This window comes from Nocardioides sp. S-1144, from assembly GCF_005954645.2.
Taxonomy (GTDB): Bacteria; Actinomycetota; Actinomycetes; order Propionibacteriales; family Nocardioidaceae; genus Nocardioides; species Nocardioides dongxiaopingii.
Genome location: NZ_CP040695.2, coordinates 656,627 through 681,060 on the forward strand (window position 1 = coordinate 656,627; position 24,434 = coordinate 681,060).

At 73.5% G+C, this 24,434-nt stretch carries 25 protein-coding genes; 17 read left to right on the plus strand and 8 right to left on the minus strand.

All coding sequences use genetic code 11. The annotated features are described in order from the left end of the window. Positions 1-58: 58 nt before the first annotated feature. Positions 59-1,015: a type IV toxin-antitoxin system AbiEi family antitoxin domain-containing protein gene (locus tag FE634_RS03070; protein ID WP_138875053.1), complete on the minus strand. Its 957-nt coding sequence runs from the start codon at positions 1,013-1,015 to the stop codon at positions 59-61. Positions 1,016-1,208: 193 nt separating this feature from the next. Beyond that, positions 1,209-1,712 (minus strand): inorganic diphosphatase, encoded by a 504-nt coding sequence (locus FE634_RS03075; RefSeq protein WP_425464719.1) that lies wholly within the window; start codon positions 1,710-1,712, stop codon positions 1,209-1,211. A gap of 184 nt (positions 1,713-1,896) precedes the next feature. Here FE634_RS03075 and dacB point away from each other — a divergent pair, with 184 nt between their 5' ends. From dacB to ftsH, 5 genes are all read left to right on the plus strand, one after another. Next, a complete protein-coding gene (gene dacB, locus FE634_RS03080) occupies positions 1,897-3,288 on the plus strand; it encodes a D-alanyl-D-alanine carboxypeptidase/D-alanyl-D-alanine endopeptidase (RefSeq protein WP_187366810.1) in 1,392 nt (463 codons plus the stop codon). A 439-nt stretch (positions 3,289-3,727) separates the two neighbouring features. Continuing rightward, on the plus strand, positions 3,728-4,798 hold the full coding sequence (locus tag FE634_RS03085) for a zinc-dependent metalloprotease (RefSeq protein ID WP_246060760.1): 1,071 nt from the start codon (positions 3,728-3,730) through the stop codon (positions 4,796-4,798). A 22-nt stretch (positions 4,799-4,820) separates the two neighbouring features. Then, entirely contained in the window at positions 4,821-5,786 is a 966-nt protein-coding gene (gene tilS / locus FE634_RS03090) for a tRNA lysidine(34) synthetase TilS (RefSeq protein WP_137294276.1), read from the plus strand. A 16-nt stretch (positions 5,787-5,802) separates the two neighbouring features. Next, a complete protein-coding gene (hpt, locus tag FE634_RS03095) occupies positions 5,803-6,354 on the plus strand; it encodes a hypoxanthine phosphoribosyltransferase (RefSeq protein WP_137294277.1) in 552 nt (183 codons plus the stop codon). Between the two features lie 132 nt (positions 6,355-6,486). Continuing rightward, positions 6,487-8,541 (plus strand): ATP-dependent zinc metalloprotease FtsH, encoded by a 2,055-nt coding sequence (ftsH, locus tag FE634_RS03100; RefSeq protein WP_138875056.1) that lies wholly within the window; start codon positions 6,487-6,489, stop codon positions 8,539-8,541. Between the two features lie 52 nt (positions 8,542-8,593). On the opposite strand, the gene FE634_RS03105 is transcribed toward ftsH, so the two are convergent. Further along, positions 8,594-9,445 carry a hypothetical protein gene (locus FE634_RS03105; RefSeq protein WP_148240346.1) on the minus strand — a complete coding sequence of 284 codons (852 nt, stop codon included), beginning with the start codon at positions 9,443-9,445 and terminating at the stop codon, positions 8,594-8,596. Positions 9,446-9,486: 41 nt separating this feature from the next. On the opposite strand from FE634_RS03105, the gene folE reads away from it, so the two are divergent. The 8 genes from folE (at position 9,487) to FE634_RS03145 (ending at position 15,535) form a co-directional block, all read left to right on the plus strand. Beyond that, on the plus strand, positions 9,487-10,101 hold the full coding sequence (folE, locus tag FE634_RS03110) for a GTP cyclohydrolase I FolE (RefSeq protein ID WP_170981606.1): 615 nt from the start codon (positions 9,487-9,489) through the stop codon (positions 10,099-10,101). 39 nt (positions 10,102-10,140) lie between these two features. After that, positions 10,141-11,154: a glycosyltransferase family 2 protein gene (locus FE634_RS03115; RefSeq protein WP_187366811.1), complete on the plus strand. Its 1,014-nt coding sequence runs from the start codon at positions 10,141-10,143 to the stop codon at positions 11,152-11,154. A 66-nt stretch (positions 11,155-11,220) separates the two neighbouring features. Next, the gene (gene folP / locus FE634_RS03120; RefSeq protein WP_138875060.1) at positions 11,221-12,042 is read left to right on the plus strand and encodes a dihydropteroate synthase; all 822 of its coding nucleotides are present in this window, start codon (positions 11,221-11,223) and stop codon (positions 12,040-12,042) included. Continuing rightward, positions 12,039-12,431, plus strand: a complete 393-nt coding sequence (gene folB / locus FE634_RS03125) for a dihydroneopterin aldolase (RefSeq protein WP_137294282.1) — start codon at positions 12,039-12,041, stop codon at positions 12,429-12,431. The genes folP and folB overlap by 4 nt, the downstream gene beginning before the upstream one ends. Continuing rightward, positions 12,424-12,993, plus strand: a complete 570-nt coding sequence (folK, locus tag FE634_RS03130; RefSeq protein ID WP_170981608.1) for a 2-amino-4-hydroxy-6-hydroxymethyldihydropteridine diphosphokinase — start codon at positions 12,424-12,426, stop codon at positions 12,991-12,993. The genes folB and folK overlap by 8 nt, the downstream gene beginning before the upstream one ends. A gap of 7 nt (positions 12,994-13,000) precedes the next feature. Then, the gene (locus FE634_RS03135) at positions 13,001-13,516 is read left to right on the plus strand and encodes a DUF3180 domain-containing protein (protein WP_262347560.1); all 516 of its coding nucleotides are present in this window, start codon (positions 13,001-13,003) and stop codon (positions 13,514-13,516) included. 10 nt (positions 13,517-13,526) lie between these two features. Next, complete coding sequence (locus tag FE634_RS03140) at positions 13,527-14,192, plus strand: hypothetical protein (protein ID WP_262347561.1); 666 nt, start codon at positions 13,527-13,529, stop codon at positions 14,190-14,192. A gap of 227 nt (positions 14,193-14,419) precedes the next feature. Beyond that, positions 14,420-15,535 carry a GNAT family N-acetyltransferase gene (locus FE634_RS03145; protein ID WP_222847661.1) on the plus strand — a complete coding sequence of 372 codons (1,116 nt, stop codon included), beginning with the start codon at positions 14,420-14,422 and terminating at the stop codon, positions 15,533-15,535. A gap of 108 nt (positions 15,536-15,643) precedes the next feature. On the opposite strand, the gene FE634_RS03150 is transcribed toward FE634_RS03145, so the two are convergent. The 5 genes from FE634_RS03150 to FE634_RS03170 all read right to left on the minus strand — a co-directional run bounded on the left by FE634_RS03150 (position 15,644) and on the right by FE634_RS03170 (position 20,219). Next, complete coding sequence (locus FE634_RS03150) at positions 15,644-16,546, minus strand: ABC transporter substrate-binding protein (RefSeq protein WP_138875063.1); 903 nt, start codon at positions 16,544-16,546, stop codon at positions 15,644-15,646. Between the two features lie 28 nt (positions 16,547-16,574). Then, positions 16,575-17,324: an ABC transporter permease gene (locus FE634_RS03155; RefSeq protein WP_138875064.1), complete on the minus strand. Its 750-nt coding sequence runs from the start codon at positions 17,322-17,324 to the stop codon at positions 16,575-16,577. Then, positions 17,324-18,109, minus strand: coding sequence for an ABC transporter permease (locus FE634_RS03160; RefSeq protein ID WP_138875065.1), 786 nt, complete (start codon positions 18,107-18,109; stop codon positions 17,324-17,326). Before FE634_RS03160 ends, FE634_RS03155 begins: the two co-directional genes overlap by 1 nt. Beyond that, complete coding sequence (locus FE634_RS03165) at positions 18,106-18,960, minus strand: ABC transporter ATP-binding protein (RefSeq protein ID WP_137294286.1); 855 nt, start codon at positions 18,958-18,960, stop codon at positions 18,106-18,108. Before FE634_RS03165 ends, FE634_RS03160 begins: the two co-directional genes overlap by 4 nt. Before the next feature lie 128 nt (positions 18,961-19,088). After that, positions 19,089-20,219, minus strand: coding sequence for a glycosyltransferase family 2 protein (locus tag FE634_RS03170; protein ID WP_148240348.1), 1,131 nt, complete (start codon positions 20,217-20,219; stop codon positions 19,089-19,091). A gap of 34 nt (positions 20,220-20,253) precedes the next feature. Between FE634_RS03170 and FE634_RS03175 the strand changes: the two genes are divergently transcribed. From FE634_RS03175 to panC, 4 genes are all read left to right on the plus strand, one after another. Further along, positions 20,254-21,372, plus strand: coding sequence for a sulfotransferase family protein (locus tag FE634_RS03175; RefSeq protein WP_148240349.1), 1,119 nt, complete (start codon positions 20,254-20,256; stop codon positions 21,370-21,372). Further along, the gene (locus FE634_RS03180) at positions 21,372-22,328 is read left to right on the plus strand and encodes a glycosyltransferase (RefSeq protein ID WP_262347562.1); all 957 of its coding nucleotides are present in this window, start codon (positions 21,372-21,374) and stop codon (positions 22,326-22,328) included. Before FE634_RS03175 ends, FE634_RS03180 begins: the two co-directional genes overlap by 1 nt. 266 nt (positions 22,329-22,594) lie before the next feature. Beyond that, on the plus strand, positions 22,595-23,521 hold the full coding sequence (locus FE634_RS03185) for a Rossmann-like and DUF2520 domain-containing protein (protein WP_138875066.1): 927 nt from the start codon (positions 22,595-22,597) through the stop codon (positions 23,519-23,521). Further along, the gene (panC, locus tag FE634_RS03190; RefSeq protein WP_138875067.1) at positions 23,518-24,432 is read left to right on the plus strand and encodes a pantoate--beta-alanine ligase; all 915 of its coding nucleotides are present in this window, start codon (positions 23,518-23,520) and stop codon (positions 24,430-24,432) included. Before FE634_RS03185 ends, panC begins: the two co-directional genes overlap by 4 nt. Positions 24,433-24,434: the final 2 nt, after the last annotated feature.

The window sequence follows — 24,434 nt, forward strand, 5'->3', positions numbered from 1 at the left end:
CGCTCCTGTCATGAAGTTTTGTGCAGTGAGCGTGAGTTCCGTCCGTTCGTGAGGCCCGTCAGGCGGTCAGCGCCAGGGCGAAGGCCCGGCGGATGCGACGAGCAAGCTCGATCGGGCGGGAGAGGTCGGACCACGTGATGCGGATGACGGTCCACCCGGTCAGCTCGCGGACCAGGTCCTCGCGGTTCTTCTCCCGGATCACCATCTGTTCGATGCTCTCGCCCGGCCGGCGGTAGCGGTGGTACTTCTCCGCGCCGTCGAACTCCACGACGACCCTGTGCTCCGGCCAGGCGAAGTCGACCCGCGCCGCAAGGGTGCCGTTCGGCCGGAAGATCTCGTACTGGGGCGTCGGCCTCGGCAAGCCCTGCTGCCAGAAGGCGTAGTGCGCCCGGGTCTCCCCGACAGACTCGATCCGGCCGTCGGCCAGGAGCGCGACGGGGTGGTGCAGCAGCGAGCCCGGCCACCGGGTCTGCGCCTCGTACGCCGCGGCGATCTCGTCCGGGGTGGTCAGGCCCGCGTTGAGGAAGTGGTTGGCCTGCACCAGGGCCGCCTCGACCCCGTCGGTGCAGGCCGTCTCGAACACGGCGCGTGCGGGAACGGTGAGCCAGTGACCGTCCTGCCGGCGTAGGTCGCCGACGAGGCACGAGCCGGCGTGGTGCACCACACGGCTCTGACGGCGGCCACCACCGGCGAGGTGGGTCAGGTGGACGTTCGCGAGGTCGAGGCCCCACGCAGGCCCGCCTTGGACGATGCACGAGCTCGCGTGCGACAGCGCGACGTGGTCGGCGTACAGGCGCATGACGGCCCGGCACAGGAGGCGGTGCCGTTCACGGGCGTCCGCCTCGCGCCAGACATCGCGACTGCAGTAGGCGCCGTGCCTGATCCGCACGAGCACACCGCCCCGGACGAGTCGTGCCAACGCGTTGTCGTCGATCCCGGAGACCACGGCGTCGCGGCGCAGGAGGAGGCCGTCGTTGTCCCAGAGATGGGCAGCCGGGCTCGGCGGGCGGATCATGCGACCGACTGTGCGCCGAACGGGACGTCGCCGAAAGCCGTCGCGCAGCCCCTGTGGACAACCGCGCTGGCGACGTCACGAACCGGGCAGCGACGCGCTGATGAAACCCACGCTCCCGGTGTGAAGCTTCACGACAGGAGCGTGAGTTTCACCGCTGAGGCGGTGAAACTCCCGCGGGCGGGACCGCCGGAGGTCAGTGGGGGAGCGGGTTGGCCTTGAGCCGCTCGAAGGAGGCGAGGACCTCGGCCTCGGCCTCGGTGCGACCGACCCAGTCGGCGCCCTCGACGGACTTGCCGGGCTCGAGGTCCTTGTAGACCTCGAAGAAGTGCTGGATCTCGAGCCGGTCGAACTTCGGCACGTGGTTGATGTCGCGGATGTGCTCCTGGCGCGGGTCGGACGCCGGCACGCACAGCACCTTGTCGTCGCCGCCGGCCTCGTCGGTCATGCGGAACATGCCGATCGCGCGGCACTTGATCAGGCAGCCCGGGAACGTCGGCGCCTGGAGCAGCACCATCGCGTCGAGTGGGTCGCCGTCGAGGCCGAGGGTGTGCTCGATGTACCCGTAGTCGGTCGGGTACTGCGTCGAGGTGAAGAGCATCCGGTCGAGCCGCATGCGGCCGGACTCGTGGTCCACCTCGTACTTGTTGCGCTCACCCTTGGGGATCTCCACCAGTACGTCGAACTCCAGCACGTGCATCCTCCGGTCCAGTCGTGATCGGCCCGTCGATGGCCGCCGCCGGGTCAGTCTCGCGCACAATGGCCCGGTTCGCGCAGCGGAGGGGGCCTCGATGGTCGGGAGTGACGTACGACACGGTCGGCCGGCGACCCCTCTACGGGGCCGCGGAGCCGACCGGGGCGCCGTCCGCGGGACCCTCGCGCTCGTGCTGGTCCTGGCCCTGGTGGCCGGCGGTCTCGCCGCCTGGCACTACGACGTCCTCGACCGCTTCCGCGGCACCGACGACGCGGTCGCCGGTCCGGCCGACCCTGCGACCGTCGCCCCGCCGACGGGCGTCGAGGTGCCCGAGGTCGGCGCGCCCGCCCCGGTCGCCGCGAGGTCCCCGCGCGGCGGGGTCGACGCCGCCGCCGTCGAGGCAGCGCTCGCGCCCTACCTCCGCGACCGCGACCTCGGTCGCCACCTGCTGGTCGAGGTGGCACCCCTGACCGGCGCTCGCGCGGCCTTCACCTCCGGCCGCGGGACGGCGATGCCGGCGTCCACCACGAAGGTCGTCACCACGACGGCGGCGCTGCTCGCGCTGGGCCCGGACCACGTGTTCACCACCGAGGTCCGCGCCTCCGGCAACCGGGTCGCGCTGGTCGGCGGCGGCGACCCCTACCTGGAGCGCGGCCCCGCCGAGCTCGACGGCAGCCCCTGGCCCTACCCGGTGCGCGCCGACCTCGAGACCCTCGCGCAGGCGACCGCCGAGGCGCTGAGGGCCGAGGGACGCCGGCGGGTGCGGCTGGTCGTCGACGACTCGGCGTTCACCGGTCCCGCCGAGAACCCGACCTGGGAGGACGGCTACGTCTCCTCCGGCGAGGCCGCCCCGACGTCGGCGCTCTGGGTCGACCAGGGCCGCGTGCGCAGCGGCCTGGGCCGGGTCGCCGACCCGGCGCTCGAGGCCGGGACGTCGTTCGCCCAGGCCCTGGCCGCGGCCGGCGTCACCGTCGTCGGGGCACCGACGCGCGGCGTCCTCGCCGGTGCCCCCGTGGTCGCGTCGATCGACAGCCCGCCGCTGCGCCAGATCGTCGAGCGGGCCCTCGAGGTCAGCGACAACGACGCCAGCGAGGTGCTGCTGCGCCACGTCGGGGTCGCCGTCGGCGGGGAGGGGTCGATCGAGGCCGGGCGGGCCGGCGTCCGCACGGTCCTGCGCCGCGCCGGCGTCGACCTGGGCGCCTCCGAGCTGTACGACGGCAGCGGCCTGTCCCGGCAGAACCGGCTCGACCCCTCGGTGCTCGTCGACGTGCTGCGGCTTGCCGCCTCCGACGACCACCCCGGCCTGAGGCCGGTCGTCACCGGGCTCCCGGTCGCCGGCTTCACCGGGTCGCTCACCGACCGGATGACCGAGGGGCCCTCCGCCGGCCTCGGCCGGGTCCGGGCCAAGACCGGCACCCTGAGCTCGGTGAGCTCGCTGGCCGGCCTGGCGACCGACGTGGACGGCACGGTGCTCGTCTTCGCGCTGATGGCCGACCGGGTGTCGCTGGAGAAGGGGCTCGACGCCCGGGTGGTCATGGACGCCGCGGCCGCCGCCCTCGGCGCGTGCGCCTGCGCCTCCTGACCCTCCCTCTGACCCACCCTCCGACCCCGTCCCCGACCCTGCCCCACGGCGTCGGGACCGGCGTCGGGACCGGCGTCGGGACCGGTGCCCGTCGGGGCCCGAGGAGGGGCTCCGAGACCCCGGTCCAGACCACCTCGTGGCCGCCTAGCGGCAAGTCCCGGCAACTGTCCAGGCAAATCTGACTCTGTTACTGAACGTTGGAGAACTTGTGGACTCAGTGGGAACGAGTCGAGAGGTCCACTTCGTAGGGTCGTGAGCGGTGGTGGCGCCGCGCACCTGGGGGGATCGCGGCACACGCCAGGTACGTGAAGGACCCGCTCGGCTGTCTCTGGGGGGAGATCAGGCCGCCAGCGGGTCCTTCCGATTTTTCGGGCCCCGCAGGTCCGCGCCGCCGGCCGGCCGTCTCCTGGCCGCTCGGGTGCCCGGGTAGGTTCGGCGCATGACGAAGCCCGGCGGCCCGGACCCGCGCGCCATGGTCGACTGGGACCTCGCCGTCCGCGTCGCGAGCCGGATCGCCGGCGACGGCCCCGAGGTCAGCCGCACCGAGGCCGAGGACGCCGTGGTCGAGCTCCGCGACGGCGCGAACGCCTCGACGGCCTACGTCCGCGACTTCACCGGCCTCGAGACGCCGGTCCACGACGACCCCGAGCGGGGCGCCCCGGTCCTCGTGGTCGACCGGCCCGGCTGGATCCAGGCCAACGCCGACGCCTTCGGTCACCTCCTGGGCCCGCTCGTCGACCGGCTCACCGAGCGCAAGGCGCCGTCGGGGCTCGCGGTCGCCGTCGGCTCCCGCGTCACCGGCGTCGAGGTCGGCGGCCTGCTCGGCTTCCTGGCCGGCAAGGTGCTGGGCCAGTTCGACCCGTTCCACGCCCCCGACGGGCGGCTGCTGCTCGTCGCGCCCAACATCGTCCACGTCGAGCGCGAGCTCGACGTCGACCCGCACGACTTCCGGCTGTGGGTCTGCCTGCACGAGGAGACCCACCGGGTGCAGTTCACCGCCGTCCCGTGGATGCGCGAGCACCTCTTCTCCGAGGTGCAGGCGCTGGCCGCGACGGTGAGCCCCAGCGGCGTCGACGAGACGTTCAAGCGGGTCACCGAGACCATCCGGGGCGGTCCGCAGCGGCTCGGCAGCGCGAGCATCGTCGACCTGATGAGCACCCCCGAGCAGCGCGACATCCTCGACCGCGTCACCGGGATGATGTCGCTGCTCGAGGGCCACGCCGACGTCGTCATGGACGGCGTCGGCCCCACCGTCATCCCCTCGGTCGGCACCATCCGGCGCCGCTTCAACCAGCGCCGCAAGGGCGCGGGCAGCCTCGACCGGCTGCTGCGCCGGCTGCTCGGCCTGGACGCCAAGATGGCGCAGTACCGCGACGGCGCCGAGTTCGTCCGGGCGATCGTCGACAAGGTCGGCATGGCCGAGTTCAACGCCGTGTGGGACCGCGCCGAGAACCTCCCGTCCAAGGCCGAGCTCTCCGACCCGGAGGCCTGGGTGAGCCGCGTCCTGTGAGCCACCCCGAGGGCGGTGCGGTGTGAGCCTCGACCCGGCCGTCGCGGCGGTCCGCCTGGCCGTGCGACGCAGCCTCGGGCAGGCCGACGGCGACGTCGTCGTGGTCGCCTGCTCCGGCGGCGCCGACAGCCTCGCCCTGCTGGCCGCGGCCGCCTTCGAGTGCCCCCGGCTCGGACGCCGGGTGGTCGGCGCCGTCGTCGACCACGGGCTCCAGGACGGGTCCGCGGAGCACGCCGACCGGGTGGTCGCGCAGATGGCCGCGCTCGGCGCGGACGAGACGTTGAGCGCCCGCGTACGGGTCGAGGGCACCGGCCGCGGCATCGAGGCGGCCGCGCGGGAGGCGCGCTACGCCGTCCTCGAGCAGGTCGCCGAGCGCGTCGGCAGCACCACGGTGCTGCTCGGCCACACCCTGGACGACCAGGCCGAGACCGTGCTGCTCGGGCTCGCCCGTGGCAGCGGGGGACGCTCGATGGCCGGCATGCGCCCCGCCTTCGACGTCTTCCGGCGTCCGCTGCTCGGGATCACCCGCGCCCGGACCGAGCAGGCCTGCGCCGCCGAGGGCATCGAGTTCTGGCGCGACCCGCACAACGACGACCCGCGCTTCACCCGGTCCCGGGTGCGTCACACGGTGCTGCCCATGTTGGAGCGCGAGCTGGGTCCCGGCGTCGCCGAGACGCTCGCCCGCACCGCGGAGCAGCTGCGCCCCGACATGGAGGCCCTCGACGACCTCGCCGACCTCGCCTTCCTCGAGGCCCGCGTCGACGACGGCCTCGACGTGCCGACCCTCGCCGAGCAGCCGCTGGCGATCCGCTCGCGGGTGGTCCGGCTGGCCGCGCTGGCGGCCGGCAGCCCGGCGTCGGAGCTGTTCCACGTGCACGTGACCGCGCTGCTCGCGCTGGTCGCGGGCGACGTGCGCGGGCAGGTCCAGCTGCCCGGGCACGTCACGGCGTTCCGCGACCGCACCCGGCTCGGCTTCCGACCCACCTGACCCCTAGGGTCGGAGCATGGACGCAGCCCACGTCGACGACGAACTCGTCAACGTCCTCTTCACCGAGGCCCAGATCCACGAGAAGGTGGGCGAGCTGGCCGCCGCCATCGAGCGCGACTACGAGGGCGAGGAGCTCCTCATCGTCGGCATCCTCCGGGGTGCGGTGATGGTGATGGCCGACATGGCGCGGGCCTTCACCCGGCACGTCGAGATGGACTGGATGGCGGTGTCGTCCTACGGGTCGGGCACCAAGTCCAGCGGCGTCGTCCGGATCCTCAAGGACCTCGACACCGACATCTCTGGACGCCACGTCGTCATCGTCGACGAGATCATCGACACCGGCCTGACGCTGAGCTGGCTGACCTCCAACCTCACCTCGCGCAACCCCGCGAGCGTCGAGATCTGCACCCTGCTGCGCAAGCCCGAGGCGCTCCAGATGCCCGTCGACGTGAAGTACGTCGGCTGGGACATCCCCAACGAGTTCGTCGTCGGCTACGGCCTCGACTACCAGGAGCGCTACCGCAACCTGCGCGACATCGGCACCCTGGCGCCGCACGTCTACTCCTGAGCGGCCGCCCCGCTGCGCACCCACCGGCGCGGCCCGCGACCAGGTACCTGAGAGGATGAACCTGACTCGGCGGCCCCTGTACCGTCGACGGTTCGGTCGTGTGTTCGGCGTGCTAGCTGCGAAAGAGTTGTCGTGAAGCGGATTTTCAAGGGCCCGTGGGTCTGGATCGCGGTCGCCGTCCTCGGCGTCATCCTCGCCCTGCAGTTCCTGGCGCCCGGGGGCGGGTACGACGAGGTCCCGACCTCCCAGATGCAGAAGTACCTCGCCGAGGACCAGGTGAAGGAGATCTCCTTCATCGACGGTGAGCAGAAGATCCAGGCCACCCTGCAGAGCGGGGTGCGCGACTCCGGCGCCAAGGTCGAGTCCCACTACGTCCTGGGCCAGCAGCAAGGCATCATCGCGCTGGCCGACTCCAAGCTCGAGAGCGCCGGTGGCAAGCTGGAGAAGTCCTCCTCGGAGAACCCGCAGCCGAGCCTGCTCACCAGCATCTTCGCCACGCTGATCCCGTTCGTCCTCATCATCATCTTGTTCCTGTGGCTGATGAACAGCGTGCAGGGCGGCGGCGGCCGCGGCGTCATGCAGTTCGGCAAGTCCAAGGCCAAGCTCATCTCCAAGGACATGCCGAAGACGACCTTCGCCGACGTCGCGGGCTGCGACGAGGCGATCGAGGAGCTCGGCGAGATCAAGGAGTTCCTCCAGGAGCCGGCCAAGTTCCAGGCCGTCGGCGCCAAGATCCCCAAGGGCGTCCTGCTCTACGGACAGCCCGGCACCGGCAAGACGCTGCTGGCCCGCGCCGTCGCCGGTGAGGCCGGCGTGCCGTTCTACTCCATCTCCGGCTCCGACTTCGTCGAGATGTTCGTGGGTGTCGGCGCCAGCCGCGTCCGCGACCTGTTCGAGCAGGCCAAGGAGAACGCCCCGGCGATCGTCTTCATCGACGAGATCGACGCCGTCGGCCGGCACCGCGGCACCGGCATGGGCGGCGGCCACGACGAGCGCGAGCAGACCCTCAACCAGCTCCTGGTCGAGATGGACGGCTTCGACGTCCGCGGCGGCGTCATCCTGATCGCGGCCACCAACCGCCCCGACGTGCTCGACCCCGCGCTGCTGCGCCCGGGCCGCTTCGACCGGCAGATCCAGGTCGACGCCCCCGACCTCGCCGGCCGCACCAAGATCCTCCAGGTCCACTCCCGCGGCAAGCCGCTCGCGCCCGACATCGACCTCCAGAACGTCGCGCGCCGCACTCCCGGCTTCAGCGGTGCCGACCTGGCCAACGTGCTCAACGAGGCCGCGCTGCTGACGGCCCGCAACTCGGCCAAGATGATCGACGCCGCCGCGCTCGACGAGGCGATCGACCGCGTCATCGCCGGCCCGCAGCGCCGCACCCGCCTGATGAGCGAGAAGGAGAAGCTCGTCACGGCCTACCACGAGGGCGGCCACGCCCTCGTCGCCGCGGCGATGCCCGGCACCGACCCGGTGCACAAGATCACGATCCTGCCGCGCGGGCGCGCCCTCGGCTACACGATGGTGCTGCCCGACGAGGACAAGTACTCCCAGACCCGCTCCGAGCTGCTCGACAAGCTGGCCTACATGCTCGGCGGGCGCGCGGCGGAGGAGATGATCTTCCACGACCCCACCACCGGCGCCGGCAACGACATCGAGAAGGCCACCGGCCTGGCCCGCGCGATGGTCACCCAGTACGGCATGACCGAGCGGCTCGGCGCGATCAAGCTCGGTAGCGACAACAGCCAGCCGTTCCTGGGCCGCGACCTCGGCCACTCCCGCGACTACAGCGAGGACGTCGCCGCGATCGTCGACGACGAGGTCACCAAGCTGCTGACCACCGCCCACCAGGAGGCCTTCGACGCGCTCGAGGAGAACCGCGACGTGCTCGACGCCCTGGTGCTCGCGCTGCTCGACAAGGAGACCCTCGACAAGGCGCAGGTCGCGGAGATCTTCACCGCGCTGCGGCGCCGTCCCGAGCGGCCGGCCTGGACCGGCTCCCCGACGCGCAACCCGTCGGCCCTGCCCCCGGTCGAGATCCCGCAGGCCATCCGTGACCGCGTCGCGGCCAACGGGCTGCTCGCCAAGCCGGAGAGCGGCGGCGTCGTCGTGACGCCCCCGGGCCCCGGCGGTGACGTCCACGACCCGACGCTCGGCGGCGGGCAGCCGCCCACCCCGCCGGTCTGAGGCCGGACGACGCCGGGGCGGTCGCCAGCCGGCGACCGCCCCGGCGTCGCGCTCAGAGCAGGCGGGCGCTCGGCCACAGGTCGTGCAGGTCGACCTCCGGGCAGGCTCGTGCGACGGCGTCGTACGTCGCGGAGTAGTGCCGCGCCACCCGCCGCACGGTGCTCTCCGCGAGGGGGGCCGACCGGGGCGAGACATTCGCCGGGACGTCGAAGGCCCCCGCGGTCGCCTCGATGCCGCACAGCGCGCCGATCGAGGCCATCGACCGCTGCGTGAACAGCGACTCGTAGAAGCCGACGTGCCGCTCGCTGGCGGGGAACGCCGCCGCCAGCTCGGCGAGCGTGCGCTCGTAGCGGGTGCGGCCCTCGTAGGTGGGGTGGTCGAAGAGCTCGAGGAGGTGCTGCTCGCTGGAGCGCGGGTAGCTCTCGGGCGCGCGCCCCTGCACCATCCGCACGTGGGACCAGATGCGGTCGACCGGGTCCCGCATGAGGAACGCCGCCACGGCCCGCACGCCGAGCCCGGCGAACGACGAGCGCACCCAGGCGAGCCGGGTGCGGTCGAGCAGGGCGTAGGACGGGGTGATGTCGAGGGTGAGCGCGGCCCCGCCGGCGAGCAGCCCGGCGAAGTAGCCCGGGTACAGCGACACGTCGGCCACCATCGCGGCCTGGTGCAGCGCGGCCGCGTCGGCCCGGCCGGTCTCGGCCAGGGAGCGACCGGCGCGCTGGGCGCGCTGCACGATCCGGGCACGCATCCAGGCCTCGGAGGGCAGGTCGACCACGTCGAGGACGTGGAGCTCCTTGCGGTGGCCCGTCACGACCTGGTCGGAGGCGGCGAGCTGGTCGTGCAGCCAGGTGGTGCCCGCCTTCATCGCGCCGAGGCCGAGCAGGAAGGTCGGGCGTGCGGTCACGAGGCCCGACCCTAGCGGGGGCCGCTGGTAGGTTCGCGGCCGTGACCGACCCGATCGACCGCGCCGTGCGCGACCCCGCGGACATCCCCGACTTCGACCACGTCCGTGCCGAGGCCGCCGTCCGCGAGCTCCTGATCGCGATCGGCGAGGACCCCGACCGGGAGGGCCTGCACGAGACCCCGGCGCGGGTGGCCCGGGCCTACGCCGAGCTCACCGCCGGGCTGCGGCAGAGCGCCGAGGACGTCCTCAGCACGACCTTCGACCTCGGGCACGACGAGATGGTGCTGGTGCGCGACATCGAGCTCTGGTCGATGTGCGAGCACCACCTGGTGCCGTTCACCGGGGTCGCCCACGTCGGCTACATCCCGGCCGCGTCCGGCAAGATCACCGGCCTGTCGAAGCTGGCCCGCCTCGTCGACGTCTACGCGAAGCGTCCCCAGGTGCAGGAGCGGCTGACCACCCAGATCTCCGACGCGCTGATGGACATCCTCGACGCGCGCGGGGTCATCGTGGTGATCGAGGCCGAGCACCTCTGCATGACGATGCGGGGTGTCCGCAAGGCCGGTGCCCGCACGATCACCTCGGCGGTCCGCGGCGCGATGCGCACCGACCCGGCCACCCGGGCCGAGGCGATGGCCCTGATCCAGCGGGGCTGAGTCGTGCAGCAGGACTGAGGCCGACCGATGCTGGTGGTCGTGACGACGGCGAAGGACACCCTCGCCAACCTGGAGCGCTTCGTGCGCCGCAACCTGCTCGCCGGCGTCGACCACCTCGTCGTCTTCCTCGACGCCGAGCAGCCCGAGGTCGTCGAGCGGTTCGCCGCCGACCCGCACGTGACGTGCGTCGAGGCGTGGGACGACGGCTGGTGGGGTCCCGAGGAGCGGCCCGGGCTCAACGGGCGGCAGAACCGCAACGCCGGCGTCGTGAACGTCGTCCTCACCCTGTTCCCGTGGGCGACGTGGCTGTTCCACGTGGACGCCGACGAGGTCGTGCACGCCAACCGGCGCCGGCTCGAACGGCTCGACCCCTCCCACGAGGTCGTGCTGCTGCGCGTGCTCGAGTCGGTCAGCCACGAGGACGCCGAGGCCGAGGGCGGCTGGTTCAAGCGTCGGCTCGGGCCGTCCGAGCGGGCCCTGCTCGTCGAGCGCGGGCACGCACGGGCCCGGACCAACGCGCTCTACTTCCGCGGTCACCTCACCGGCAAGTCCGGCTGGCGGCCCTCCCTCGACCTCCGGGCCGCCGTCCACAAGCCGCTCGGGCCGGACGGCGTGGCCATCGACGGGCTGGAGGCCGGGTGGCTGCGGGTGCTGCACCTCGAGTCGCCCTCGCCGCAGGAGTTCGCGCGCAAGTGGGTCAACCTGGTCGAGGCCGGGCTCGACACGATGGCGATCCGGCCCGGGCGTCGCCACGTCGCCACCGAGGTGCGCGCGCTGCTCGACCGCGGCGCCCCGCCCGACGTCGTCGAGGAGACGCTCGCCCGGGTCTACGACGAGACCGTCCGCGACCCCTTCCCCGAGCTGCGCGACCTGGGCCTGCTGGTCCGGGTCGACCTCGACGCGCCGCGGTACCGGCCGCGGGAGGTTCCCGCCGCCGACCTCGACCGGTTCCGCGCCCTGGTGCGGGGCGCGGGCGGCCTCGACAAGTCCGGTCTGCTCCGTGCCGGCCGCGCCGACGTCCTGGCCCGGATCGTCGGGGCGGTCGACGGCTGACGACGGCTGACGACGGCTGACGACGGCTGACGACGGCGCGGGCGGGTGCGTCGGTATCGTCGCCGCATGCGTCCGGTGGTGATGGGAGTCGTGAACGTCACCCCCGACTCGTTCTCCGACGGCGGCCGGTACGCCGACGGGCCGGCCGCGGTCGCCCACGGGCGCCGGCTGCTGGCCGACGGCGCCGACGTCCTCGACATCGGCGGGGAGTCCACCCGCCCCGGCGCGACCCGCCCGCTGGTGTCCGAGGAGCTCGACCGGGTGGTCCCGGTGATCGAGGCCCTCGCCGGCGACGGGGCGACGGTGTCGGTCGACACGATGCGCTCCGAGGTCGCCGAGGCGGCGCTCGCGGCGGGCGCGCGGATCGTCAACGACGTCTCGGGCGGCCTCGCCGACCCGCGGATCCTCGACGTCGTGGCGGCCTCGACCGCGACGTACGTCGCGATGCACTGGCGTGCCCACAGCGACCGGATGCAGGACCTGGCGGTCTACGACGAGCCCGGCGGCGTCGTGGTCGCCGTGGCCCGCGAGCTCGCCGAGCGGGTGGCCGGGATCCGCGCCGCCGGCATCCCGGCCGACCGGATCGTGCTCGACCCCGGCCTGGGCTTCGCCAAGCGCGGCGACCACAACTGGGAGCTCGTCGACGGCCTCGACCGGCCCGACGGGCCGGCCGGCCTCGGCCTCCCGCTGCTGGTCGGCGCCAGCCGCAAGTCGTTCCTCGGCACCCTGCTCGCCGCACCCGACGGGACGCCGCGACCGGTCGACGAGCGCGACGTCGCGAGCCACGCGCTCACCCTCGTGCTGGCCCGCAAGGGGGTCTGGGGGATCCGGGTGCACGACGTCCGGGGCACCCGTGATGTGCTGAGCGTGTGGGAACGGACCGGATGAGCAACCCGACGCGACCGCTCGACGAGATCGCCGTCCTCGGGCTCGAGTGCTGGGGGCACCACGGTGTCTTCGAGTTCGAGCGACGCGACGGACAGTCCTTCGTGATCGACCTCGTGCTCGGCGTCGACACCCGGGCCGCGGCGGCCTCGGACGACTTGCGTGACACCGTCGACTACGGAAGTCTCGGGGCCTCGGTGCAAGCCGCCGTGGAGAAAGATCCGGTCGACCTGATCGAGACCCTCGCCCAGCGGATAGCGGACGTCTGCCTCTTGGACGACCGTGTTCAATGGGCGCGAGTGACCGTACACAAGCCGGATGCCCCCCTCGACGCGACGTTCCGCGACGTCACGTTGACGATCACCCGAGAGCGCGAGGTCCACCGTGACTGAGACCCCCAACCCGCACATCATCGACGCCGACACCCTCACCGGGGAGATGCGTCCGATCCGGCGGGTCGTCATCGCGCTGGGGTCCAACCTGGGTGAGTCGCTGGCCAGCCTCCAGGGCGCCGTCGACGCGATCGCCGACACCCCCGACGTCTGGGTCACCGGCGTCTCGCCGGTCTACGAGACCGAGCCGGTCGACTCCCCGCCCGAGGCCCAGAACTACCTCAACGCCGTCCTCCTGGCCGACACCACCCTGGCCGCGAACCGTCTGATGGACCGGGCGCTCGCCGTCGAGGACGCCTACGACCGCGAGCGCAGCGACGTCCACAACGCCCCGCGGACCCTCGACGTCGACCTCATCGTCGTCGGCGACCGGCGCAGCGACACCGACGCCCTGCGCCTGCCGCACCCGCGCGCCCACGAGCGGGCCTTCGTCCTCAAGCCGTGGTACGACCTCGAGCCCGACGCCGAGCTGCCCGGTCACGGGCCGATCGCCGAGCTGCTCGCCAAGACCGGGGTCGAGGGACTCACGCTGCGCGAGGACCTCACGCTCGACGTCGAGTAGCGCCGCGTTGTACGACGGCCCCGACGAGCCCGACCGCGACACCGGTCGCGCGGGCGACGACCCCGGTGCGGACCGCGGCCTGGGCCCGACCCCGCCGTACGTGCCCGCGACCTGGGCGGTCGTCGGGTTCGCCCTGGGGTGGCTGGTCCACTCCGTCACCGAGCGCTGGGGCACCCCGCCCCTCGTCTCGTGGGCCCAGCCGCTCGCACTGCTGCTGGTCGCCGCGATCCTCGCCGGGACCGCGTGGTCGACCCACCGCGCCGTGCACGTGCGCCGGGAGCGGCTCGCCCCGCACCGCGCCGTGAACCGGCTCGTGCTGGCGCGCGCCTGCGCCCTGGTCGGCGGTCTCGTCGGCGGCGGTTACCTCGGCTACGCCGCCAGCTGGGTCGGCGACCCCTCCGAGCTCGCCGACGAGCGGATCCTCCGGTCGGGCCTGGCGGGCCTGGCCGGCGTCCTGGTCGTCGTCACGTCGCTGCTGCTCGAGCGTGCGTGTCGCGTCCGATCCGGGGCCGACGACAACTAGCCTGCGAACCATGACTTCCCCGGCTGCCCGTCCCGGACCGACCCCGACGGCTGGTGCGACGGCTGGTGCGACGACCGGTCCCGCCGCGCCGTCGCGGCGCCGGCAGCGCTCCACCCGGCTCGTGGTGGCCGCCGTCCTGGTCGCCGTCGCCCTGGCCTGTGCCGTCGCGGCGATCGCGAGCGGCACGTGGGCCGTCGCCGCCATGGGCGCCGGCGTCGCCGCCGTCCTCGGTGCCGTCGCCACCCGCATCACCCACACCGAGGTCGCCGACACCCGCCGGGCGTGGGCCCGCGACCGTGCCGAGCAGGCCCGCGGCTACGCCGCGCTCACCGAGACCCGCACCGCCGAGCAGGCCCTGTACGTCGCCGACACCCGCGGCCGGATCACCCGCCACGAGGCCACCATCGCCCGCCTCGAGACCCGCCTGGCCGACGCCGCCGCCGAGGCCACCGCCACCCGCGACGAGCTCGCCGCCGAGCAGGCCAAGGTGCTGGCCGTCGAGAAGGCCTCCGCCGACCAGGTCGCCCGGCTCTCCTCGCGCCTCGCCGAGGCCGAGGAGCGCGCCGCCATGGCGATCGTCCGCGTCGCCGAGCTCGAGCAGGAGCTCGACGTCGTCCGCTCCGAGCTCGTCGCCTGGGAGACCACCGGGCACGGCGAGGACCGCAAGCACGCCTGACGCCCGACGTCTGAGGTCTGGCGCCCGCGAGCAGTGGGGCGCCGTACGCGGACGGGCAGTGCGTGGTCGTCCAGGCCGGCCACTCCGGACTGGACGGCCGATCCCTGAACTTGTCGCCCGGGATCCCGGCCCCCCAGTTCAGACTTCCCCGGCCGACCGGGGAAATCCCGCCCCGGCTCGACCTCCACCGTCGGGGCCGGCGGCGCGCTCCGGCACAATGGCTTGTCGTGATCCCCGAGGACTCCCGGTTCGAGACCGACCCCGACGCCCTGGTCGGTGAGCTCGTCGACGAGCTGCCGGCGCTGCCCGCGGGGTGGGAGGTCGGGCAGCCCGACCCGGCGGACCGCTTCGACCTCGCGCGCCTGACCCAGCTGCTGCGCGCCCACGAGCGCGACGGGCGGGGGTGGGCCGGCGCGAGCGTCGACGACGTCCTGGTCGAGGTGTCCGAGGCCGGGCTGCGCACGCGGGAGAACGTCGTGGTCCGCGACGACGCCGGCGTGATCCGGGCCTGGGGGAGCGTGCACGACCGCGCCGGGGGACGGATGCTGCTCCTGCACGTCGTCGAGCGCGGCCTCGCCGACGGCGTCGCCCGGGCCTGCTCGGACCTGCTCGTCGAGTGGGCCGTGGGCCAGGCCCGCGCGGTCGGCGCGGCCCGCGGGCTCGAGGTGCAGCAGATCGACACGGGCACCTACTCCGGCGACGAGCGGCAGACGGCGTGGCTCGCGGCGTCCGGCTTCACCAAGGTGCGCACCTGGTGGCAGATGAGCCGGCCGGTGACCCCCGACGAGCGCGACCTGGTGCCGTCGGCCGACGACTGGGAGGGCCGCGGCGTCCGGTTCCGGCTGGTGCGCCGCGCCGGCGACGGCATGCCCGACGAGGGCGACCTGCGCGAGGTCCACGACGTGCTCGAGGAGGCCTTCCGCGACCACTTCAACTCGTGGGAGGAGACCTTCGAGGAGTTCCTGCACCGCCTGCGCGAGGACCCCGGGCACCGCTGGGACCACTGGTGGCTCGCCGAGCTCGTCGACGACGGCGACCGGCCCGACGGCATGGGGGCCGAGCCGGTCGGCGCGCTGGTCGGCACCGTCTCGGAGAGCGCCTCCGGCCCGGACGGCTCCTACGTGTCCTACATCGGCGTCCGCGAGGCCGCCCGCGGCCGGGGTGTCGCCAAGGGACTGCTCCGCACGATCATCGCCGACGCCGCCGGCCGCGGCCGCGACCGCGTCGGCCTCGAGGTCGACGCCGACTCCTCCACCGGCGCCGACGGGCTCTACACCTCGATGGGTTGGACGACGTCCTACGTCACCGAGTCCTGGCACCGCGACGTCACCGTCGCCGACTGACGCAGTCGAGCGGGCCCGGACGCACACCGGGGGCCCCACGTCGTGCGACGCAGGACCCCCGGGTGGCAGCTCGGCCGGCCGTCGATCAGCCGGACCGTGGAGCCGGGCTCAGAGCAGGCCCTTCTCCTCCAGCCAGTCGGTGGCCGCGGTGGCGGCCGAGGCGGCCTCGTCGCCCTCGACCCGCTCGCGCAGCGCGATCAGGTCCTCGGTGGTGAGCTGGGCCGAGATCTCGTTGAGCGTGTCGGCGATCTCCTCGGAGAAGGCGTCGTCGGAGATCAGCGGGATGATGTTCTGCGAGGAGATCATGTTCTCCGGGTCCTCGAGCACGACGAGGTCCTCGGCGACCAAGGCCGGCGACGTGGTGTAGATGTCGGCCACCTGCACCGAGTCGTCGACCAGCGCCTTCACGGTGTCGGGGCCGCCGTAGTCCTCGATCGGGACGAACTCGGCGCCGGTGACGCCGTAGACGTCCTCGAGGCCGGGGATGCCGTAGCCCAGCTCGCCGAACTGCGGGTTGGCGCCGAGCTTGAACGGGGCGAGGGCGCCCAGGTCGCCGATGCTGGTGAGGTCGTTGGCCTCGGCGGTCTCGCGGGTGACGACGTAGGCGTCCTTGTCCTCGGCCGCGGCCGAGTCCAGGACCTGCAGCTCGTCGGCGGCGACGGCGTCGACCAGGGCGCCGTCGACCTCCTCGGTCGTCCGCTCGGTGTACTCGGGGTCGTAGGCGGCGAGCAGGTTGCCGTTGTACTCGGGGATCAGGTCGATCGAGCCGTCCTTCAGGGCCGGGAGCGTCTGCTGGCGCGGGCCGATGTTGAACTGCTTCTCCACCTCGACCCCGTCGGCGTCGAGCGCCTGGTAGTAGATCTCCGCGAGGATCTCGCTCTCGGGGAAGTTGAAGGAGCCGACGACGACCTTGCTGCTGTCGTCGTCACCTCCGCAGGCGGTCAGGCCCGTCATCAGGCACGCCGCGGCGGCGATGGCTCCGGTCAGGCGGAGGCGGGAGTTGCTGGTCATCAAGGGTGTCCCTTCGTGTGACGCGTTCTCAGGCGCGCGCGGCCGTGTCGGCCGACTTGGTGGTGCGGCGTCGTGCTGGGCGGTGCTCGGCGAGGCCGCGGGTCGCGGTGGCTCGCTGGAGGAGGGCGAAGAGGGCGTCGACGGACAGGGCCAGTGCGGTCACGAGCAGGGCGCCGCCGAGGATCCGATCGTAGTCGTAGAGACCGATGCCGCTGGTGATGATGCGGCCGAGGCCGCCGAGGCCGACGTAGGAGGCGATGGTCGCCGTGGCGATCACCTGCAGCACCGCCGAGCGGATCCCGCCGACGATCAGCGGCAGGGCCAGGGGGATCTCGACCAGGCGCAGGACCTGCCACTCGGTCATCCCGTTGGCGCGGGCGGCGTCGATCGTGGTGCGGTCGACCGCCTCGAGGCCGGCGTAGCACCCGGCCAGCATCGAGGGGATGGCCAGGATGACCAGGGCGATCACCGAGCCGATCAGGGGCGCGCGGTCGAAGCTCACGTGGTCGTCGAGCACCATCAGCAGGAAGAACAGCAGCCCGAGCGTCGGCAGGGCCCGCATCGCCCCGGTGAAGGAGATCACCAGCTGGCGACCCCGGCCGGTGTGACCGATGTAGAAGCCGAGCGGCAGCGCGATCAGCGCCGCGAGCAGCACCGCGATGCCGGTGTAGGTCAGGTGCTCGACCAGCCGGTCCTGGATGGGCAGCGGGCTGCGGCTCCCGGACTGGTAGTTCTCGGAGTCGAAGAGCCAGCGCAGGGCGCTCTCGAAGAGGTCCATCAGTCGGCCCCGCCCCTCGTGACGACGACCGGGTCCTGGCCACCGGCAGCGGGACCGTCGGGACTCGTGAGTCCTCCACGGCTGGGCACGCCCTGGTCACCCGGGCCGCCGGGCTCGACCAGCGCGACCCTGGCGGAACGACGACCGACCCGGTCGGGGCTGTTCCACGGCATCAGGACCCGCCCGAGGGCGAGGATGACGACGTCGAAGACGAGCGCGATCAGCAGGCTCATCACGATGCCGACGGCGACCTCCTCGAGGATGTCGCGCTGCTTGCCGTTGTTGAACAGGTAGCCGAGGTTGCGCGAGCCGATGATCACGCCGACCGAGGTGAGCGCGATCGTGCTCACCGAGACCACCCGGATGCCGGCCAGCAGCACCGGGCCGGACAGCGGCAGCTCGACGCGGAAGAAACGGGCCGCCGCGCCGTACCCGACCGCGCTCGAGGCGTCGAGCACGGTGCGGTCGACCGAGGCGAGCGCGTCGGCGGCGGAGCGGGCCATGATCGCGACGCCGTAGATCGACAGGGCCACGACCAGGTTGGTGGAGTCGAGGACCTGGGTACCGATCAGCGGCGGCAGGATCACGAACAGGGGCAGCGAGGGGATCGTGTAGAGCAGGCTGCCGGCGGTGATCACGACCGTGCGCAGGGCGCGGTTGCGGTTGGCCAGCCAGCCCAGCGGGATCGACAGCACGAAGCTCAGCACGATCGGCACGATCGCGAGCTGCACGTGCGCGAGCGTCAGCTCCCAGACGAGGGGCAGGTTGTCGCGGGTCCAGGTCACGACCGCGGCGCCTGCTTCTCGAGAGCCCCGTCCGGGCGCAGGACGCCGATCGGCCGCCCGTCGCCGTCGACGACGAGCGTGAGCCCCTCGTCGTCGGGACGCTGCTGGAGGTGCAGGGTCCGCTTGCCCTTGTCGGCCCCGACGAAGCTCGCCACGAAGTCGTCGGCCGGCGCGGCCAGGATCTCCGCGGGCGTGCCGGCCTGGGCGATCACCCCGCCCTTGCGGAAGATCACCACCTGGTCGGCGAGCAGGAACGCCTCGTCGATGTCGTGGGTGACGAACACGATGGTCTTGCCGAGCTCGCGCTGGAGGCGGTTGAGCTCGGCCTGGAGGTCGGCTCGCACGATCGGGTCGACGGCACCGAACGGCTCGTCCATCAGCAGCACGTTGGGGTCGCTGGCCAGGGCACGGGCCACGCCGACCCGCTGCTGCTGGCCGCCCGAGAGCTGGCGCGGGTAGCGGCGGGCCAGGCCCCGGTCGAGACCGACCTTGTCGAGCAGGTCCAGGGCCTCGGCCCGCGCCTGCGACTTCTTCACGCCGTGCAGGAGCGGCACGGTCGCGACGTTGTCGACGACCCTGCGGTGCGGCAGGAGGCCGGAGGACTGGAGCACGTAGCCGATGCTGCGGCGCAGCTCGACCTTGTTGCGCCCGGCGATGTCGACGCCGTCGATCGTGATCCGGCCGGAGGTCGGCTCGATCATCCGGTTGATCATCCGCAGCAGCGTCGTCTTGCCGCAGCCGGAGGAGCCGACGAAGACGGTCGTCTTGCGCGAGGGGAGCGTGAAGCTGAAGTCCTCCACCGCGACGGTCCCGTCCGGGAACTGCTTGGTCACCGACTCGAACTCGATCATGGAATCGCTCTATCCGCTGGAGGAGACTGTCGAGGCGGGACAACAGTGCCACAGTCGTAGTTGATCGATCGGATCCCACCACTTCGCGGCGAGGCGGGGACCACCCCTCCGGTGACTGTGCGGCCGGCTCAGGTCTCGTGGTCGTGCAGCCGCAGGGCCGCGACGTCGACGGTCGCGGCGTCCAGCCCGGGGACGTCGATCCGCCAGCCGCGGGGGTCGTCGACCCGCGGCACGCGCTCACCCGGCGCGAGCCCGGCCAGGTAGGTCATCACGTGCGCGGCGTCCGCGCGCCGGCCCTGCTCGACCAGCCACCCCGTCAGGCGGTGCACCGGCGGGAGGCCGCTGTGCACCAGCGACCGCCCGGCGAAGAGCTCCTGGACCCCGGCCTCGAGCAGGGCGTACCAGGCGTCGTCGGCGGTCGGGATCTGCACGAAGTAGCGGTGGAGGTCGCCGGGCAGGACCTTGTCGCGGAACACCTTCGACACCTTCGGCGAACCGTGGTCGGCGACGCTGCTCGCGGTGAGGCGCTTGGTGAGCCAGCGGTCCTCGAGGTCGGCGAGCGAGCCGCGCTGCTGGGTGATGGAGGTGCCGTCGGACCGGATCCGCCAGTGGTAGACGACGTCCGGCACGATCCCGAACCGCCGGGCGCGCAGGAACGCCCGGGTGGTGGTCGGCTGGTCCTCGTAGCGGTGGCCCTCGAGCCACGAGAGGCCGGCGCCGTCCCAGAACGCGCGGGTGAAGAGCTTGTTCCACGCGAACACGTCGCCGAGGATCTCGGGCTCCTGCTCGAGGACCAGCGCGGCGCGGGTCCGGTGCAGGCGCCGCATCCACGGCGGCTGCACGAGCACCTGCCGCGGGTCCTCGGCGTCGGGGCGCCACCAGGCGATCGAGCCGGTCACGAAGTCGCAGCCCGAGCCGGTCAGCTGGCGCTGCAGGACGGCGTGGGCCGTGGGCGGGACGACGTCGTCGGAGTCGGCGAAGGTCACCAGCTCGCCGGTCGTGTGCCGCAGCCCCTCGTTGCGGGCCGCGCCGAGCCCGCGGTTGGTGGTGTGGACGACGCGCACCCGGGCGTCGCGGGCGGCGCGCTCGTCGGCGATCGCGCCGGAGCCGTCGGTCGAGCCGTCGTCGACCACCACGACCTCGACGTCGGGGTAGGTGCTGGCGAGCAGGCTGTCGAGGCACTCGTCGAGGTAGGCCTCGACGTCGAAGACCGGGACGACGACGCTGATCCGCCGCGGGGGTCGGCGGCCGATCCTCATGGCGCAACGGTAGTGCCCGTTAGGCTCTCGCCTCGTGAGTGACCCCAGCAGCGTCGACCCGGCCGACTACCCGCGCAAGGTCCTCCTCGTCGCCGGAGCCGGGCGGAGCGGGACCAGCACGATGGCCGGGCTGATGAAGATCCTCGGCCTGCACGTGCCCCAGCCGGAGGTCGCCGCCGACGAGAGCAACCCGAAGGGCTTCGGGGAGCCGCAGTGGGTCGTCGACCACCACGACCGGCTGCTGAAGGAGGCGCTGGTCCAGGTCTCCGACTCCCGGCCCGAGGCGTGGTTCGAGACCGGCCGGGTGAGCACCCGCGAGCCCGAGCGGATCGCCACCGCCGAGTGGCTCGAGGGGCACTTCACCGCCGATGAGGGGCACAGCGAGCTCGTCGTCAAGGACCCCCGGCTCGCCTGGTTCCTCGGGCTGTGGCGCGTCGCGGCGATCCGCACCGGCGCCGAGCCGGTCTTCGCGACCATGCTGCGCCCGCCCGCCGAGGTGGTCGGCAGCAAGCAGACCTACTACGCCAACAAGCTCGGCTCGGCGCACCTCGCGGCGTCCTGGCTGAACATGCTGCTCCACACCGAGCGCGGCACGCGTGTCGGGACCGGCGCGGACGCCGGCGCCCGCGTCTTCGTCCGCTACGGCGACCTCCTCGACGACTGGACCCGCACCACGATGCACGTGGGGGAGACCCTCGGCCTGCAGCACGTCCTGCACGCCAACAGCGAGCAGATCCGCGACGGCCACCGCTTCGTCGACCCGTCGCTGCGCCGGATGCAGCAGACCCTCGCCGACCTCGGCCTCCCGCCCCGCCTGCACGAGCTCGTCGGCCAGACCTGGGAGGAGCTCAACCGGCTCGCCGAGCCCGGCGGCGACACCCCCGAGGTGCACGCGACCCTCGACGAGCTCCGCGAGGCCTACACCGACCTCTACGCCGAGGCCGAGGCCATCTCGCGCTCCTCGGTGGTCCACGCCGAGCAGCGCACCCGCCGGCAGGGTCCGCCGCCGCGCCCGGACACAGCCCCGGCCCGCCCGGCCCGCCCGGCCGGCACCCCGGTCGGCGCCGACCGGCTCCCGCACGGCCTGCGCGCCGCCGTCCCCGCCCCGGTGCGGCGCGGCCTGCGCAGGCTGGCCGGGCGCGAGCGCTCCTGATGGCGCTCCCCGGTGCGGCCGGACTCACGAACCTCGAGGGCCACGCCGACTTCGACATCACCTGGCCGTGGGCCCGCGCCGAGGGCCTGCGCAGCGGCAGCACCGCCGTGCTGCGCATCAAGGACGAGGCGCCGTCGCTGCCGTTCGTGCTGCCGCCGCTGCTGCGCGCGATGGACCACGTCCTGGTCGTCGACAACGGCTCAACCGACGGCAGCCCCGACGTCGTCGCCGAGACCGCCGCGCGGGCCGGCCTCGCGCACCGGCTGACCCAGGCGTCCTACCCGTTCGCGGTGGCCCGCGCCGGCGCCGAGCACCGCGCCGTCCCCGAGCGGTCGGTGCACTCGCTGGCCTACTTCTACAACTGGTGCTTCGCCCAGGTCGGGACCCGCTACTCCTTCAAGTGGGACGGCGACATGGTGCTCACCGCGGAGGGCGAGGCGTCGCTGGCCGACCTCGCCTGGCAGGTGGGTGACGTCCAGTCGATCATCCGGGTGCCGCGGCACGGGCTCTACCTCGACGGTCCCTCGCACGCCTACCTCGACCTCGGCCTGCGCAACGCCGAGGAGTGGGGCTTCCCGGTCGGGCCCGACTTCGTGTTCGCCAAGGCCTTCGAGTGGGAGGTGCGCACCACCCCGAAGCCGGTCCGGTCGATCGGGCTGCCGCACGGGCTGTGCGTGGAGCTGAAGTACCTCGACGGCGACGAGTTCGCGCACTGGACCGACCCGGCGTCCTTCGCCACCAGCCACCGCAACAAGCGCAAGCGCCGCGAGTGGGCGGTCTTCAACGCCCTCAACGCCGGTGAGGTGCCCGAGGGCGTGCACGAGATCCACGCCCCGGACGGCGTCCACGTCGTCGACCACGTGACCCGCACCTGGCTCCCGCACGCGCCGCGGCCCCTCGAGGTCGGCACCGTCGTGACCTCCGACGACGCCGAGCGAGCTCGACGGTCCGGCTGAGCGTCGCGCCGGTCGATCGGCCATCTCGACGCAATTGCCGAGGTGTGGCCAGTTCTCGGCGGCAGGATCGAGCCAGCGTGGGCAATTGCGCGCTGCTGGCAGGGTCGCGGGAGGTGGCGTGCGTCACGCCGCCGCCCGTTCCCAGCGCGGAAGCAACCCGCGTACATTCGGCGTTGCACTGCTGACAGCACACGAGCACTACGTCCGGTACCCACCCCGGCCCGCGCGAGCGGGTGGTCGGAGGGACTGGAACGAGAGGTTCCCCCATGTCACACGAGTCGTCCCTGCCCCTCCCGCGGCTGCGCATCGGTGTCGTCGGCGCCGGCCGGGTCGGCGCCGTCCTCGCCGCCGCCCTGCGGGCCGCCGGCCACGACGTCGTCGCCGCCGCCGGTGAGTCCGACGCCTCCCGCGGCCGCATCGACGCGCTGCTGCCGGGTGTCGCCGTCGACAAGCCCAGCGCCGTCGCCCGGGCGTGCGACCTGCTGCTGCTCACCGTGCCCGACGACATGCTCGGCAACGTGGTCTCCGTGCTCGCCCACAGCGGTGCCCTGCGCGAGGGCCAGGTGGTCGTGCACACGTCCGGGCGGCACGGGCTCGACGTGCTGGCGCCGGCGGTCGCGCTCGGCGCGCGGGCGATCGCGCTGCACCCGGCGATGACGTTCACCGGCACCGAGGTCGACCTCGACCGGCTCGCCGGCTGCGTCTTCGGCCTCACCGCCGCCGACGCCGAGCGGGAGCTCGCCGCGTCGCTGGTCGACGACCTCGGCGGCCGCCCGATGTGGGTGCCGGAGTCGCGGCGTGCGCTCTACCACGCCGGGCTGGCCCACGGAGCCAACCACCTCGTCACCCTCGTGACCGAGGCGATGGAGCTGCTCGCCGCCGCCGGCGCCGACGACCCGGCCGCGACGCTGCGGCCGCTGCTCACCGCCGCGCTCGACAACGCCCTCGAGCACGGGGACGCCGCCCTCACCGGCCCGATCGTGCGCGGCGACGTCAACACCGTGCGGGCCCACCTCGACAGCATCCGCGCCGAGGCCCCGACCACGATGCCGAGCTACCTCGCGCTCGCCCGGGCCACCCTGAGCCGGGCCGTGACCGACGGCCGGCTCACCGCGCTGCGGGCGCTGACGATCAACGACGTCCTCGACCACGCCGCCGCGACCGAGGACCGGTCGGTCCGCCGGACCACGTGAGGCCCGCCGTCGCCCGGACCCGCGCCGAGCTCGCCGACCTGCTCTCGGCCCGCCGGGCGGCCGGCGAGCGCGTCGCGCTGGTCCCGACGATGGGCGCCCTGCACGCCGGCCACGCGAGCCTGATGACGGTGGCGCGCGAGGCGGTGGCTGCGGGCGGGCCCGCGGGCGGGCCGCTGGTCGTCTCGATCTTCGTCAACCCGCTCCAGTTCGGGCCCGGCGAGGACCTCGACCGCTACCCGCGCACCTTCGACGCCGACCTCGAGGTGTGCGCGCGGGCCGGCGTCGACGTCGTGTTCGCCCCGAGCGTCGACGAGGTCTACCCCGGCGGCCTGCCGCAGGTGACCGTGCACCCCGGCCCGCTCGGCGACGTCCTGGAGGGCCGCACCCGCCCCGGCCACTTCGCCGGCGTGCTCACCGTCGTCGCGAAGCTCTTCGGCCTGGTCCGCCCCGACGTCGCGGTCTTCGGGCAGAAGGACTACCAGCAGCTGGTGCTGATCGCCCGGATGGCCGCCGACCTGTGCCTCGGCGTCGAGGTGCTCGGCGCCGAGACCCGCCGCGAGGACGACGGCCTCGCCCTCTCCAGCCGCAACGTCTACCTCGACCCCGCCCAGCGCCGCGACGCCGTCGCGCTCAGCCGGGCGCTGCGCGCTGCCGGGGAGGCGGGCGCCGCCCGGGGCGGCCCGGCCGCGCTGGACGCCGCCCGCGCCGTGCTCGACGCCGCCGACGGCGTCGACCTCGACTACCTCGAGCTCGCGCTGCCGGACCTGTCGCCGCTGCCGGCCGACGTCGCCGCGGACACCGAGGCGCGCCTCCTGGTCGCGGCCCGGGTGGGCGCGACGCGGCTGATCGACAACCTCCCGCTCACCCTCGCGGCGGTGGACGGCGCGCACCCGCGCGACCCCGACCACTAGCC